Here is a 13,999-nt window from a genome sequence, read left to right as displayed (position 1 = left end):
GTGAAGATCTCAAAAACCCGATTTCCAGTAGACCGTAAGGCTGCTCCGCTTAAGTGAACAGCATTACGCCTTGTGCGGGCCTTTTCGTTGCTCGGGATTCTTGACACCGCCCTACAGGCTTCTCTAGGATGTTGCTTGCGCCGATTTAAACAGCTAATTGCGGGGCGCCACCGGTGACTGATCACAGTCCCGACAGAAGCCAGAGCCATGGGCCCGCTTCGAAATTCCGCTAAAGCGCTGGTTCGGTGTTGCCTCTCACCTGCCCGCAGACTTTTGAGGCAGAGACACGACACGATGAATGCACTACGCCCCCTCATACGCTTGGCCCCGATCACCGCGGACCTTACCCAACGCAATCCGAAAATCCTCTTGGGCGGCAAGCACCAGCCGACGCTACTGCGTTATCTGGATGGTTGGCCACGTCGCACCGGGCGGCCTTCGGCCTTTTTGATTCAGTTTGTCGAAGACGGCGACTCCCTTGCGCGCTTTGCGTCCAACAGCTTTGACCTGGCCGTTATTCAAGCCCCCAGTGCCAGCGACGCGAGCGAAGTGATACGGCAGTTGACCCGGATTGCTCGGCAAGGGCTGATAGCCCGGCGTTGAACCCTCAGTGATTCGCCGCAGGAGGCAGATGCTGGCGACGGCGACGCAGCAGGAAAATACCCCACGCAATCAGGCACAGTATCAGCGGTACAGGCAGGGTATTGAGCAGCTTCACTTTGCGCTCCAGGGCGTGAACCTCGGCATATGACTGAACCTTCAGCGCTTGAATCTCCATGGGTATTCGCAAGCGTTCCCTGTTGAGTGCTTGCAGCAATGTGTTGGAAGGTACCGCCTGGGCCCCCGGGAAAAGCGTCCGGGGGTTCAGCAATTGCCATTCCTTTTCCGTTTGCTCCAGGCGTTGCGCACGTTCGGCGGACTTTTCCTGGAAGGCCCGTGCCGCCTCTTCGCGCATTGCCTGTAATACCTGCAGCGATCGACCGCCACCTACTCGGGGGCGAACGTTCATCAGGGTGTCAGGCGCTGCCAGGTTATCCAGGGTGTTCAAGACAAACATCGCGTTATCTGACGAGGGGCCACTCGGCGCGTGGTTGTCGTGGAGCATTCCAGCCACACGATCGCTGAGCAGATCAGTGTCCGCGACCACCACGACATGGATGTGCGCAGCCTTTTGCAAGCCGGCTTTACGCCCGCTGATCCCATCAGGAAAAACAGAGTAGGCGGGCCCCTCAATGCGGGCGGCGATGACCTGTTGCTGGCCACGGGCGGCAGCCTCATTGATCAGTGAATCGAACTGCGCCGGCAGGGCATAGCGCTCAGCATCAAACAGGGCCGCTTGCCCGGAGCTTTGCAGCAGTGGGGTGAAGGTGATGCGGCTCTTCTTGGCGGGGGCCAGGGCACCGCTGCTCAAGATATTGACGCTGTGGAGTTTCCAGGTGCTGATGTCATCCTGTGCCATCGCCGGGCGCGGCAAGGTCAACGCAGCAGGATGGCGCACGGCGGGCTGGCCTGTGGTCATGATCACTGAAGTGGCATGGTCGTGATCGGCGATGACCTTATTTGCGGGCATCTGGATGCCCCAGGCGCTCAGCAATGCTTCCAGTCTGGGGTTTTCCGGGGCTGTGACGCTGGTATCCAGCCCGGCAAGCGGGTCGATAAACATCATCAACTTGCCTGCACCCAATACAAACTGATCGATCGCGTACAGGGTTGGATCAGGCAGTTTGCCGGGATGGACCACCATCAAGGTTTTGACGTGTTCGGGAATTTTTTCGATGCCTGGCTCCAGGCTAACGAGGTTGAATTGGCGGCGCAGCGCCTGCAATGACTGCCAGGGAGGCGTATTCAGGCCGCTCTGCTCATCCCGTTCGCCGTCCATTGGCAGCGTGGAGATCAGGCCTATCACCGGTTGCTCCGGGTGGATCACTTTATGAAGCAGGTGGCTGATCTCATATTCCAGCAGCGACTCCCGGTCCAGGCTGAATGCCTGGATGCTATGTGGTCCATGAGCCGTGCTGGTGCCGACAAGGCCTAAGAATCCTTGTTGGTCGTCGAGCCCCAATAACCTGGCTTTGTATTCGTCTTCTGAAAAAGGCTTGGGATCGATGAGGTGCAGGTTGATTTTGCCCTTTGCCGCTTTTTCATACTCCTTGAGCAACCACTCGACCCGCTTACCGTAGCTTTTTACGGCATTGGATTTTTGCGGATGTTTGCTTGAGTTGAAAAAGTACAGGTCAACCGGTCGCTCCAGTGAGGCGAGCAGTGTCCGTACAGGTTCGGATAATGTATGGATTTTATGCTCTGAAAAATCCAGCCGTATAGTTGGAAGTTTAAGTGCCCACACCAGGTTAAAGGCAAGAAAGAGTAACAGTAGGGTGATGATAGTGATGCTGGCGCTTAACGGCGTTCTCATCGTGACGTGTCCTTCTCAACGGTTTCTGACGTTCAGGGCAATGGTCGTCATGGCGAGAAAGGCGACGATGATGCTGATGAAGTACAAACTGTCTTGAAGCGCCAGTACTCCTTGGTCTATGGCGTCAAAGCGTGTTGACGGACTGAGGGAAGTAATGCGGTCGATGAGCCAGATCGGGGCTTGATGTTCAATGGCATCAAGAATGGAAGACAGTTCAATCGCGACCAGCAGCAAACACAGGGTGACCGTAAATATGATGATCCGATGGTTTGTCAGTGTGCAGATAAAACCGCCCACCGATAGGTAACTTCCGGCTAATAACCAACTTCCAAAGTATTGGGACGCAATGACTGCATTGTCCGGGTTTCCAAAGTAATTGACGGTGACAACCATGGGAAAGGTCAATATCAAGGCACTGCCAGAAATAATCCAGGCCGCCAAAAACTTCCCGACTACTCTCTCGAAACCCGTGACGGGCAGGGTGCTCAGGAAGTCCACGGAGCCCGCAGTGTGCTCATCCGCCCAGAGTTGTGTGGACAGCACAGGGGTCAACAGCAAATAAAGCCAAGGATGCAGCTGGAAGAATCCATGTAAGTCAACGCTGTTTTGCTCCAGTAGTTGGCTTGTATGCAAGCCAACTACGGCGGCGGCTGTCAGGAAAGCTGCAGTGCTCAGGTAAGTGACGGGCGCGGAAAAGTAACTGGCCAGTTGACGCTTGATGATGACCGGTAGAAGTTTCAAACCGAAGCCTCCTGGCTCATGTGATGGATGACGTCATCCAGGCGTCCAGGCTCCAGGTTCAGGGCATTTATTTTCCAGCGGCGGTGGGTGATCAGTGCGTTGATATGGGGGTAAATGGTTTGCCCCGGCATGGCGAGTACGGTCACTGTGCCGGGCGTCTCGCGGTCTTCCTCGATGCCGGCGACCCCGGGTAATACCGCCAGTGCCAACAGGTCCAGCGGCGTGTCGGCTGCAAGGGTGACTGCCTGGTAATGCCGGGAACTGCGCTGCAGTTCGGGCAAGGACGTGTCTGCCACTAATCGACCGTCGGCGACGACCACCGCCCGATTACAAATGCCGGTCAACGCTTCGGGCGTGCGGGACGCGACGATGATCGTCATTTCGTCGGTCAGCGACTTGATGAGCATTCTGACTTTGTGTTTCTGGTCGGCATTCAGACCTTCCGTTGGCTCATCGAGCAACAGCAGGCGGGGGTCATGCAGGATTGCCTGAGCGATGGCTACTTTGCGTTTCAACCCTGCCGGGAGGGTTTCGATGGGGTATTTGAGTATCCGACAAAGTTCAAGCCGTGCGGCCGCGCGGTCAATCATCTTGCGCTTTTCTGCGCCGCGGAATCCGCGTATGTCGGCAATAAAGCTGAGAAAGCCCTTTACGCTCATTGTGCCATGGCTCAGGCATTGTTCTGGCTGGTAGCCGGTGATTTTCTTCGCCTGGAGTGTATTGAGGACAATATCGTTACCGAATACTTTTACATGCCCTGAAGAGGGGAGAATCGAGCCTGCTATCATTTTGACGATAGTTGTTTTCCCCGCACCATCATTTCCAAATAATCCCAGGCATTCCTGAGGTTGGACATTAAATGAAAAGTCGTGGACGATGTTTTTCCCGCCCATCTTTTTTGTCAGGCTCGTTATCTCGATCATTATGCTTTTCTACTGAATGTTTATGGCAAGGCTCGTTAAGACGAGGCCTCGATTAACCTGCATGAGCGGCAGGTTGTGAATGTTAGAAAAGTCAAAAGTTGAAATATTTTGTTGTGTGCGTGTCCAGGGTCGTATTGTTAAAAAATGGTACGTTCAATAGGCAGTCTTGGAAACGTTGTAGCGCATGAATAAGATAAGTCCTACGTGTCAAGCGATGGCTCGCTGAAACAATTGTGAGGCTTTTGATGTTTTAATTATTGTCGTTGTTTATTTGGCGTGTATTTGTTCTGCCAATTTGAAATGGAGCCTGAACGTCATGCTGCTTCTACGTACCCTTGTTCTTGAACAATCCGGGCATGATGCGCCGGTCAACGGCGCACTGCTTTGTGGTTTTGCAGTGGCCCAGATCGCTTCGAACTTCCTTGCCTATAGTCTGGATGAAGAGACAGAACCCGGCAGTTCACGGGTATACATCGCAGCGTTGCGCAAAAAGTCCGATCGGTACTTTCTGGGCGCGATAGATTCCAAGGAAGACCTGCAGACAGCGACCTATGTCTTCAAGCAAATACTGACGCTTGCCGCGGCAGCCGGGACCAAGTCCGCAAACACCGGCGAAGCTCAGATTCCGTATCATTTTATTGACCTGAAAGGCTGCAAGCTGCCCCCCGCCAGGCCTGAAGATCATCACTCGTTGACGATCAAGAAATCCCTGGTGATGAAGGTCATTACCCTGGGAACGTCGACGGCCGGTTTGCCTGCCATCGAAAGCAACTCATTGATTGTCCCGTCTATTCGTTTCTCCTCAAGGATGATTTCTCCTCCAAGGGCCGCGGACCCTTCCGAGCCCGCGCCGCCGGTGCCCGAACCGGAGTTACAGGCACCCGTGGATATGTTCGAGATAACCGAGCCACTGATCGAGCCGCCCATCGAGGCGCCGGTAGTCGTCGCGCCACCGCAGGCACCGGTAGCGCCACTGTCTGAACCCGCCCACCAGGCGTCGCCGCCTGTCCGGCAGGAAGCGCCTTCATTGTTCGAGGTGGACGATACGCTGGCCAATCTTTCCCGAGTGGCGCAAGAGTTGACACAGCAAAAGCTCAGCGTGCTCAAGCAGGAGGAGGCGCTTGAGCAACTACGCCTTGAACTGCGCCAGGAAAAGCTCGAGCTTGAGCAGGAGAGTCAACGGAGTGCCGAGAGAACTGCCGAAAAAGAAGCGTCCCTGGAACAGTTGGCCCGCACGCTGACTACCCGGGAGGAGCATCTGGCGGGGTGCTCGGTGTTAAACCAGGCAGAGCAGCGTCGAATGGATGAGCGTGCGCGCTACCTGGAAAGCGAGGAAGCCCAGGTGCGCAACCGTGAGCGGTTGGTTGGTCACAAGGAGCAACAACTTACGGCTGCACTGGTTCAGTTGCCTGCCCTGCGGGAAAACCTGAGGGGCGTGCTTCAAACCTTGGACGAGTCGCTTGCACGGCTGGCTGAGACCGGACGCAGCCAGCCTGAAAGCCGGCCACTTCAGCTGGATGCAGATTGACGCTGGGGGTCGGAATCCATCGGTGGGTCTGGCTACTTTCCTGTGTTCATTTATCATCGACCTCCACCGCTGGTATCGGGCGTTAAATGCGTTGTGCCGGATGCAGCAGCGAGTCTGAACATTGGAAACTTCCAGGGGATGTAGAGCTTTTGAGCACCAAGCTGATTACCAAAGAAGGTCATGAAGCCCTGAAAAAGGAGCTTGATTACCTGTGGCGAGAAAAGCGTCCTGACACCACCCGTAAAGTCACGTGGGCCGCCTCCCTGGGGGACCGGAGCGAAAACGCTGACTACCAGTACAACAAGAAGCTGCTGCGGGAAATTGATCGCCGGGTGCGCTATTTGCGTAAGCGCCTTGAAGACATGCGCGTGGTGGAGTACATGCCGGAGCAGGAAGGCAAGGTGTTTTTCGGCGCTTGGGTGGAGATTGAGAACGAGCAGGGTGAAACCAAGCGGTTTCGCATCGTCGGTTACGATGAGATCTATGAACGCATGGACTATATCTCTATCGACTCACCCATGGCGCGTGCGTTGTTGCGCAAAGAGGTGGATGACGAGGCGCTCGTGCAGACTCCAAGCGGCGAAGTGTGCTGGTGGATCACCGCCATCGAATATGTGAAGTGACAACGGATGGCCCGCCCTCTTTGCTGAGGGCGGGCCATTTGCGTTTTCAGCCCTCGCGCAGCACCGTCAACGGGCTGGCGTTCAGTGCGCGGCGAGTGCCGAACACACCGGCTCCGCCGATCAGCACGGCACCGATCACCGGCAGCAGCAACAGCCACGGATGTGGGTGCCAGGTCAGGTCGAACGCGTAGCGATACAGCACCAGTGTCACCAGTTCCGTACCCAACGCCGCCAACAGGCCGCTGACCGCGCCCAATAGCCCGAACTCGATACGCCGCGCCTTGACCAGCAACTTGCGCTCTGCTCCCAGCGCCCGCAGCAGGGCACCTTGGCGAATCCGCTCATCGAGGGTTGCCTGGAGCCCGGAGAACAACACAGCCATCCCCGCAGCCAGGACAAACAGCAGCACGTACTCAACCGCCAGGGTGACCTGGGCCAGGATGCTGCGCAGCTGTTCAAGGAGTGCCTCCACTTGCAGGATGGTCACCGCCGGGAAGGCCCGGGACAGGTCGACGATCTGCTGGTCATGGCCGGGCGCCAGGTAGAAGCTGGTCAGGTAGGTGGCGGGCAGGTCCTTCAAGGTGCCTGGCTGGAAGATCATGAAGAAGTTCGGCTGGAAGTTGTCCCAGTTGATCTCCCGCAGGCTGGTAACCCGCGCTTCACGGTTTTCCCCGCCGACGGTGAAGACCAGGTGATCGTTGAGCTTGAGTTTCAGGCTGTCAGCGACCTTGGCCTCCACTGAAACGCCGGGAATCTCGTCGGCCGGTTGCGCTGTCCACCACGAGCCCGCCGTCAGCTTGTTGCCCGGTGGCAGGTCGGCGGCCCAAGTCAGGCTCAAGTCCCGCTGCACTGCGCGATCGCCGCTGGAATCCTTGCTGACGATCTCCTGCACCGGCGCGCCATTGATACTGATCAATCGTCCCGGTACCACCGGATACAACGGAGCAGACTGTGCCTGCAATTCCAGCAAACGTGCACCAAAGGTGTCTTTGTCGGCAGGCAGGATGTTCAAGGCGAAATAGTTGGGGGCGTCCTTGGGCAATTGGTTTTGCCAGGTGTCCAGTAATTCGCCCCGCAGCAATGCGATCAAACCCATCGACAACAGGATCAGCCCAAATGCCAGGGACTGGCCCGCCGCCGCCAAGGGATGACGCAGCAACTGGCCCAACCCCAGGCGCCAGGGCAGGGAGGCCCGGGCCAGCAGGCGCCGCAGGCTTTGCAACAGGAGCAGGAGCAGACCGCCGAGAACCAGTGCAGCAATCACGCCGCCACCCAGCAGGGCGAAGGTCAGCACCAGGTCGAGGCTCAAGCGCCACATGATCAGGCCCAGGGCGAACAGCGCGGCGCCGTAGACCATCCAGGTACTGGAAGGGATCGGCAGCAGGTCGCGTCGCAATACCCGCAGCGGAGGCACGCGCCCCAGCGCGGCCAATGGCGGCAGGGCGAAACCGGCGAGGGCGACCAGCCCTGTACCAATCCCGGCAATCGCCGGCAACAGCCCACCAGGTGGAACGTCCGCCGGCAGCAGGTCATGCAACAGCGCAAACAGGCCCAATTGCGCCAGCCAGCCGAGCAGGGCGCCGGTCAGGCTGGCCAGCAGCCCCAGCACGGTCAATTGCAGGCTGAACAGCAACATGGTCTCGCGCCGGGACAGTCCGAGACAGCGCAATAAGGCACTGGCATCAAAGCGTCGACTGGCGAAGCGGTTCGCCGACAGCGCCACCGCCACGCCCGAGAGCAGAACCGCCACCAGACTGGCCATGTTCAAGTAACGCTCGGCTTTGCCCAGGGCGCCACCGATCTGCTGGTTGCCGTCCCGCGCATCCTGCAGCCGCTGGTTGGCAGCCAGGCCGGGCTTGATCAGGTCGCGGTAGGTTTGCAGTACGGTGCCGCCTTGGGGCGCGCGCCACAGGTCGCGATAGCTGACACGGCTCCCCGGTTGCACCACGCCGGTGGCGTCGAGGTCGGCCAGGTTGATCATCACCCTGGGTGTCAGGCTATAGAAGTTGCCGGCGCGGTCCGGCTCGTAGGTCAGCACGCGGGCCAGGCGCAGGTTCTTCATGCCGACGTCGATGCTGTCACCGATTTTCAGGTTCAGTGCCGTCAGCAGCCGTGCTTCCACCCAGGCTTCACCGGGTTTGGGACCACCCCCGGCGGTTTCCTCAGCGAAGGGTTCTGCGGCGCTCTTCAGTTCGCCGCGCAACGGATACTCGTCGTTGACCGCCTTGATGCTGGACAGCTGGATGCCGTTGTCGGTGGCAATAACGCTGGAGAACTCCACGACCCTGGCGTGCTGCAATCCCAGCTCGGTGCCACTCTGGATTTGCTCGGTACGGGCGGGTGAGCTGCCTTCCAGCACCAGGTCGGCCGCGAGGAATTCCGTAGCGCGCAGCATCATGGCGCCATTCAGGCGTGCACCGAAGTAACCGATGGCGGTGCTGGCGGCGACGGCCACCAGCAGGGCGAAGAACAGCACACGCAGTTCGCCGGCGCGGGCATCGCGCAGCAGTTGGCGAAGGGCAAGGCTGAACAGGCGCAACAAGGGCAAGCGTGCCATCAAGGCTCCAGGGGCGCGACCATCAGGCCGGCTTCAAGACGGATCAGGCGGCGGCAACGGTGGGCCAGGCGCTCGTCATGGGTCACCAGCACCAGGGTCGTGCCGCTCTCTTTGTTGAGTTCGAACAACAGGTCGCTGATGCGCTCGCCAGTGTGGCTGTCGAGGTTGCCGGTGGGTTCATCGGCAAACAGCACGTCCGGTTCGGCGGCAAACGCCCGGGCAATCGCTACCCGTTGCTGCTCGCCACCCGAGAGTTGGCGCGGTGAGTGGGTGAGGCGCTGGCCCAGGCCGACGCGCTCCAGCAGGTGCCTGGCCCGTTCGCGGGCGTCCTTGCGGCCATCCAGTTCCAACGGCAGCATCACGTTTTCCAGGGCATTGAGGCTGTCGAGCAACTGGAAGGACTGGAACACAAACCCCACGTGCTCGGCGCGGATGCGCGCACGCTGGTCTTCGTCGAGAGTACTCAGGGCTTGGCCGGCGAGGGTGACTTCACCGCTGCTGGGCAGGTCGAGGCCGGCCAGCAGGCCGAGGAGGGTGGATTTGCCGGAACCGGAGGCGCCGACGATAGCCAGGCTATCGCCCTTGTTCAGTTCCAGGCTCAGTTCGTGCAGGATAGTCAGTTCACCTTCCGCGCTGGGAACCACTTTGCTAAGGTTTCGCGCGGTGAGAATGCTTGCGCCCATGGAGAATCCAATGCGAATGTGGTTTTTGAGTGCTGGCCTGGCCTTGATGTGCATGGCCCAGAACGCAGCGGCGGGTACAGTCCTGATCGTTGGGGATAGTATCAGTGCCGGTTTCGGGCTGGATACCAGCAAAGGGTGGGTAGCGTTGTTGGGACAACGGCTCAAGAGCGAAGGTTTCGACGATAAAGTGGTCAACGCCTCCATCAGCGGCGACACCAGTGCCGGAGGCCTGGCGCGGCTGCCGGCGGCGCTTGCAGAGCATAAGCCGGACCTGGTGATCATTGAGCTGGGCGGCAATGACGGTCTGCGTGGGCAGCCACCCGCGCAATTGAAACAAAATCTTGCATCGATGATCGACCAGTCCAAGGCCAGCGGTGCCAAGGTGCTGCTGTTGGGCATGCAGTTGCCGCCTAACTACGGCCCGAAATACACCACTGCGTTTGCGCAGGTTTACGGGGATCTGGCCAAGGAAAAAAGCGTCCCGCTGGTACCCTTTTTCCTTGAAGGCGTCGGCGGCCATCCCGAGTTGATGCAGGCTGACCAATTGCACCCGGCGGTTGGCGCGCAGGGCAAGTTGCTGGAAAATGTCTGGCCAACGCTAAAACCACTGCTATGACGCTTTTCTAGCAGCGGTCTTTCGGCTAAGGTGGCGCCCCCCCGATTTGGAGCCCCCGATGTCGCGTCCTGCCTGGTCCCTGTTTGCCTACCAACTGATCGAGCCTGACGAACAGCTGGATCTGTTCGCCTGCCAGGAAGTCCGGGTGCATCTGGTGACGCGTCAATTGGAGTTGGGTGGGTCCATCGATCGCACCCTCTGCGGTACGTTATTGCCCGCCCAACCGCGTTGGTCGTCGGTGGATCGCTCGATCTTCCAGGACCAGCGTTTGTGCCCCCTGTGCCGGGCGATCCTCGAGTCGCAAAAACGCGGCACACCGCCGATCTGGCCAGAGCTGCGCTTCGAACTTTGAATATGGGTGCCCGCCGGGCAGCCGTGTACAATCCATTTTTTACTACCCGTCGATCTGCGAAGGAATTCCCGGATGTTGTCGCGCCTTTCCGCCGTCACCTGCTGCCTGTCTCTTGCTGCGCTCTGCGCGGCTGGTCCTGCTGCAGCCTTGCAGTTGCCTTTGCCGCCACCGGGTGAAGATATCGTTGGCCAGGTCCAGGTGATCAAGGCCAAGTACGAAGATACCTTCGCTGACCTGGGCACTACCTACGACCTGGGTTATTCGGAAATGGTCGCGGCCAACCCGGGCGTCGATGCCTGGTTGCCGGGAGCGGGTACCGAGATCGTGTTGCCGACGCGCTTCATCCTGCCGCCCGGCCCCCGTGAAGGCATCGTGATCAACCTGGCGGAATACCGGCTCTATTACTACCCCAAGGGCCAGAACGTGGTGTACACGTTCCCGTTGGGGATTGGCCGTGAAGGCTGGGGTTCGCCAGTGGCTCACACCACCATCACGGGCAAGATCCCGAACCCGACCTGGACCCCGCCAGCCTCGATCAAGGCCGAGCACGCGGCCAATGGCGACCCGTTGCCCAACGTGGTGCCGGCCGGCCCGGACAACCCGTTGGGGCCGTTCAAGTTCACTCTGGGCACGCCCGGCTACCTGATCCACGGCTCCAACATGAAGTTCGGCATCGGTACCCGTACCAGCCACGGATGCTTCCGCATGTTCAACAACAACGTGCTGGAAATGGCCGACATGGTGCCGGTAGGGACGTCGGTGCGGATTATCAACGATGCCTACAAGTTCGGCGCAGCCGGTGGCAAGGTCTACCTGGAAGCGCATACGCCGTTGAACGACGATGGCACTCCATCGGTCGTCGACAAGCACACTGCGGTGATCAACGCTTTGCTCAAGCGTGAAGACCTGTCCAGCAACCTGCGGGTCAACTGGGACCAGGTGCGTGACGTCGTTGCGGCTGAAGACGGTATCCCGACGGAAATCGGCGTGCCCGGTGGGGCGCCTATGGTGTCGAGTACGCCGGTCGATCTGCAGCAATAAGCCTGCACGATCCATAACCCGTTATCGCCTCGCGCGGTGACGGGTTTTTTATTGTCTGGAATCCAGCCAAATTGCGGGCAAAAAAAAGCCGATCCAAGAATGGACCGGCTTGATAACAACCCCGAAGGATTATTACTTGCGGCTTGCTTTTTCAAGCATGCGCAGAGCGCGCTCGTTAGCTTCGTCAGCAGTCTGTTGTGCTTTTTGAGCAGCAGCCAGAGCTTCATCAGCTTTACGATAGGCTTCGTCTGCACGAGCCTGGGAGCGAGCTGCTGCGTCTTCAGTTGCAGTCAGACGAGCTTCGGTTTCTTTGGAGACGCTGCTGCAACCGGTAGCCAGAACTGCGGCCAGAGCCAGAGCAGAGAATTTCAGAACGTTGTTCATCGTGTTCCCCTTCAAGGACTTTCTATTAAATGGCTACTTTCTCAGAGTGAGCTAATAGCCGGCGTACATACTACCCATTACTTGTAGTAAGTAAACTGACGTAGCGCAAGAAGCAAAAAAAATTCTCGCGCCCAATCTATTTTGGCTAATCTTTTGAGAGTCTGTATAAAAAATATCCAGATTTTTGCACTCGGCCGAGGATTGGATCCAGCCTGAAAGGGCCGGCTGGCATGTGTTAAGCCATGTAAACATAAGTCATTTTATATATCGTCCCTGACACTATTGTTCAGATTGTCTTTTCGGTCTTCGGTATCTTTTGTGCATGTTGAGGTGACTTTAAGAGCGCGTGTTCGTCTCAAGCTTCAACTGCCGGCAATGTTCAGGCCATCGACGTAAGGAATCTCGATTGGCCCTTTCTATGTCCGCCAGCGCAACGGAAGACGAGCGCGTCTTGAGCAATTGTGCGATTGGCGCCTACTATTTCCCTGTGCTGGTTGTGAGCGCTAGTGCAAGGCACTGGTGGCTTTTCTCGTTGTCGAAACCGGCACCGGGTGGCGTAGATGTTCCTTCGCCGGAAAAACATCGGTAAGGTAGGGGTCAGAAACCAAGACCCGCGAGGAGTAGTGATGAGCGAGGCGTTGTCCATCCACCATGACCAGGCTGGTCATCAGTTCGAGACCAATGTGGACGGTCATCGTGCCTATCTGACCTATATGGACCTTGGGAAGCAGACCCTGGATATCTATCGCACCTTCGTGCCCAACGCATTGCGAGGCCGTGGCATTGCTGCCGCGCTCACCGAGGAAGCGTTGAAGTTCGCCGAAGAGGCAGGCTATACGGTGATCCCGTCCTGCTCCTACGTGGAGCGCTATATGGAGCGCCACCAGCGCCATGCCGCAAAGCTGTGAGCATTGAGTAGGGCGGGACGCAGAGTATCCGAGGATGCATTCCCACGCAGAGCGGGGAACGATCAAAAAAAACGCCGGGTTTAGCCCGGCGTTTTTGTGTCCGCAGTGTTTGCTCAGCCGCGTTGGCGCTTGGGCAACACGTCCTTGAGCTTGGCATGCATGCTGCGCAAGGTGGTCTCGGTGGCAGCCCAGTCGATGCAGGCATCGGTGATCGACACGCCGTATTGCAGGTCGGCCAGATCCTTTGGAATCGCCTGGCAGCCCCAGTTCAGGTGGCTTTCGACCATCAGGCCGATGATCGACTGGTTGCCTTCCAGAATCTGGTTGGCCACGTTCTCCATCACCAGCGGTTGCAGGGCCGGGTCCTTATTGGAGTTGGCGTGGCTGCAATCGACCATGATGTTCGGCTTGATCTTCGCCTTGTTCAGCGCCTGTTCGCACAGGGCCACGCTGACCGAATCATAGTTGGGCTTGCCGTTGCCGCCACGCAGTACCACGTGACCGTAGGCGTTGCCCTTGGTGGTGACGATGGACACGCCACCTTCCTGGTTGATACCCAGGAAACGGTGCGGGCTGGACACCGACTGCAGGGCGTTGATCGCCACCGTCAGGCCGCCGTCGGTACCGTTCTTGAAACCCACGGCCGAAGACAGGCCGGAAGCCATTTCCCGGTGAGTCTGGGATTCGGTGGTACGTGCACCAATCGCCGACCAGCTGATCAGGTCTTGCAGGTACTGCGGGGAAATCGGGTCCAGGGCTTCGGTTGCCGTCGGCAGGCCCATTTCCGCGAGGTCCAGCAGCAGTTGACGACCGATGTGCAGGCCATCCTGGATCTTGAAGGAGTCGTCCAGGTACGGGTCGTTGATCAAGCCTTTCCAGCCGACGGTGGTACGCGGCTTCTCGAAATAGACGCGCATCACCAGGTACAAGGTGTCGGACACTTCTGCCGCCAGCACCTTCAGGCGCTCGGCGTATTCGTGGGCAGCCTTGAGGTCATGGATCGAGCACGGCCCGATGACCACGAACAGGCGGTGGTCGGTGCCGTCGAGAATCTCACGGATGACTTCGCGGCCCTTGGTGACGGTCTGCAGGGCAGCGTCGCTCAGGGGGATTTCGCGCTTGAGCTGATCGGGTGTGATCAGGGTCTCGTTGGATTCGACGTTAAGGTCGTTGATCGGTAAATCAGCCATCGTGTTACTCGTCAGGGTCACGGGTGCCGGCCGCCAGCGA

Annotated in this window: 14 protein-coding genes; 7 read left to right on the top strand and 7 right to left on the bottom strand. The window is 58.5% G+C overall.

Translation table 11 applies throughout. The features are described from left to right. Window positions 1-294: 294 nt before the first annotated feature. A complete protein-coding gene (locus K0H47_RS13470) occupies window positions 295-603 on the top strand; it encodes a hypothetical protein (protein ID WP_063032110.1) in 309 nt (102 codons plus the stop codon). Between the two features lie 4 nt (window positions 604-607). On the opposite strand, the gene K0H47_RS13465 is transcribed toward K0H47_RS13470, so the two are convergent. From K0H47_RS13465 to K0H47_RS13455, 3 genes are read right to left on the bottom strand one after another with little or no spacing between them, the layout of a single operon-like run. Continuing rightward, complete coding sequence (locus tag K0H47_RS13465; RefSeq protein WP_219272904.1) at window positions 608-2,413, bottom strand: Gldg family protein; 1,806 nt, start codon at window positions 2,411-2,413, stop codon at window positions 608-610. A 15-nt stretch (window positions 2,414-2,428) separates the two neighbouring features. After that, the gene (locus K0H47_RS13460) at window positions 2,429-3,154 is read right to left on the bottom strand and encodes an ABC transporter permease (RefSeq protein WP_219272902.1); all 726 of its coding nucleotides are present in this window, start codon (window positions 3,152-3,154) and stop codon (window positions 2,429-2,431) included. Continuing rightward, window positions 3,151-4,077 carry an ABC transporter ATP-binding protein gene (locus K0H47_RS13455; protein WP_219272900.1) on the bottom strand — a complete coding sequence of 309 codons (927 nt, stop codon included), beginning with the start codon at window positions 4,075-4,077 and terminating at the stop codon, window positions 3,151-3,153. Before K0H47_RS13455 ends, K0H47_RS13460 begins: the two co-directional genes overlap by 4 nt. A gap of 316 nt (window positions 4,078-4,393) precedes the next feature. Here K0H47_RS13455 and K0H47_RS13450 point away from each other — a divergent pair, with 316 nt between their 5' ends. Both K0H47_RS13450 and greB read left to right on the top strand, forming a co-directional pair. After that, a complete protein-coding gene (locus K0H47_RS13450) occupies window positions 4,394-5,605 on the top strand; it encodes a hypothetical protein (RefSeq protein WP_219272899.1) in 1,212 nt (403 codons plus the stop codon). Between the two features lie 149 nt (window positions 5,606-5,754). Next, window positions 5,755-6,228, top strand: coding sequence for a transcription elongation factor GreB (greB, locus tag K0H47_RS13445; protein WP_008437752.1), 474 nt, complete (start codon window positions 5,755-5,757; stop codon window positions 6,226-6,228). A gap of 46 nt (window positions 6,229-6,274) precedes the next feature. Here greB and K0H47_RS13440 read toward each other — a convergent pair whose 3' ends face one another. Both K0H47_RS13440 and K0H47_RS13435 read right to left on the bottom strand, forming a co-directional pair. Next, complete coding sequence (locus tag K0H47_RS13440; protein ID WP_219272897.1) at window positions 6,275-8,785, bottom strand: ABC transporter permease; 2,511 nt, start codon at window positions 8,783-8,785, stop codon at window positions 6,275-6,277. Beyond that, window positions 8,785-9,468: an ABC transporter ATP-binding protein gene (locus K0H47_RS13435; RefSeq protein WP_010176179.1), complete on the bottom strand. Its 684-nt coding sequence runs from the start codon at window positions 9,466-9,468 to the stop codon at window positions 8,785-8,787. The genes K0H47_RS13440 and K0H47_RS13435 overlap by 1 nt, the downstream gene beginning before the upstream one ends. 10 nt (window positions 9,469-9,478) lie before the next feature. On the opposite strand from K0H47_RS13435, the gene K0H47_RS13430 reads away from it, so the two are divergent. From K0H47_RS13430 to K0H47_RS13420, 3 genes are all read left to right on the top strand, one after another. Then, complete coding sequence (locus tag K0H47_RS13430; protein WP_063032098.1) at window positions 9,479-10,084, top strand: arylesterase; 606 nt, start codon at window positions 9,479-9,481, stop codon at window positions 10,082-10,084. 58 nt (window positions 10,085-10,142) lie between these two features. After that, window positions 10,143-10,436, top strand: coding sequence for a hypothetical protein (locus K0H47_RS13425; protein ID WP_003218723.1), 294 nt, complete (start codon window positions 10,143-10,145; stop codon window positions 10,434-10,436). Between the two features lie 72 nt (window positions 10,437-10,508). Next, a complete protein-coding gene (locus K0H47_RS13420) occupies window positions 10,509-11,477 on the top strand; it encodes a L,D-transpeptidase family protein (RefSeq protein WP_017477366.1) in 969 nt (322 codons plus the stop codon). 132 nt (window positions 11,478-11,609) lie between these two features. On the opposite strand, the gene oprI is transcribed toward K0H47_RS13420, so the two are convergent. Next, window positions 11,610-11,861 (bottom strand): outer membrane lipoprotei OprI, encoded by a 252-nt coding sequence (gene oprI, locus K0H47_RS13415; RefSeq protein WP_003172710.1) that lies wholly within the window; start codon window positions 11,859-11,861, stop codon window positions 11,610-11,612. Window positions 11,862-12,487: 626 nt separating this feature from the next. Here oprI and K0H47_RS13410 point away from each other — a divergent pair. Next, entirely contained in the window at window positions 12,488-12,769 is a 282-nt protein-coding gene (locus K0H47_RS13410; protein WP_003189869.1) for a GNAT family N-acetyltransferase, read from the top strand. Window positions 12,770-12,882: 113 nt separating this feature from the next. Here K0H47_RS13410 and K0H47_RS13405 read toward each other — a convergent pair whose 3' ends face one another. Next, window positions 12,883-13,959, bottom strand: a complete 1,077-nt coding sequence (locus K0H47_RS13405) for a 3-deoxy-7-phosphoheptulonate synthase (RefSeq protein ID WP_017477367.1) — start codon at window positions 13,957-13,959, stop codon at window positions 12,883-12,885. Window positions 13,960-13,999 lie beyond the last annotated feature (40 nt).

The organism is Pseudomonas sp. Xaverov 83 (assembly GCF_019352905.1).
GTDB classification, from domain to species: Bacteria; Pseudomonadota; Gammaproteobacteria; order Pseudomonadales; family Pseudomonadaceae; genus Aquipseudomonas; species Aquipseudomonas yamanorum.
This window is presented reverse-complemented; position numbering and strand designations above follow the sequence as displayed.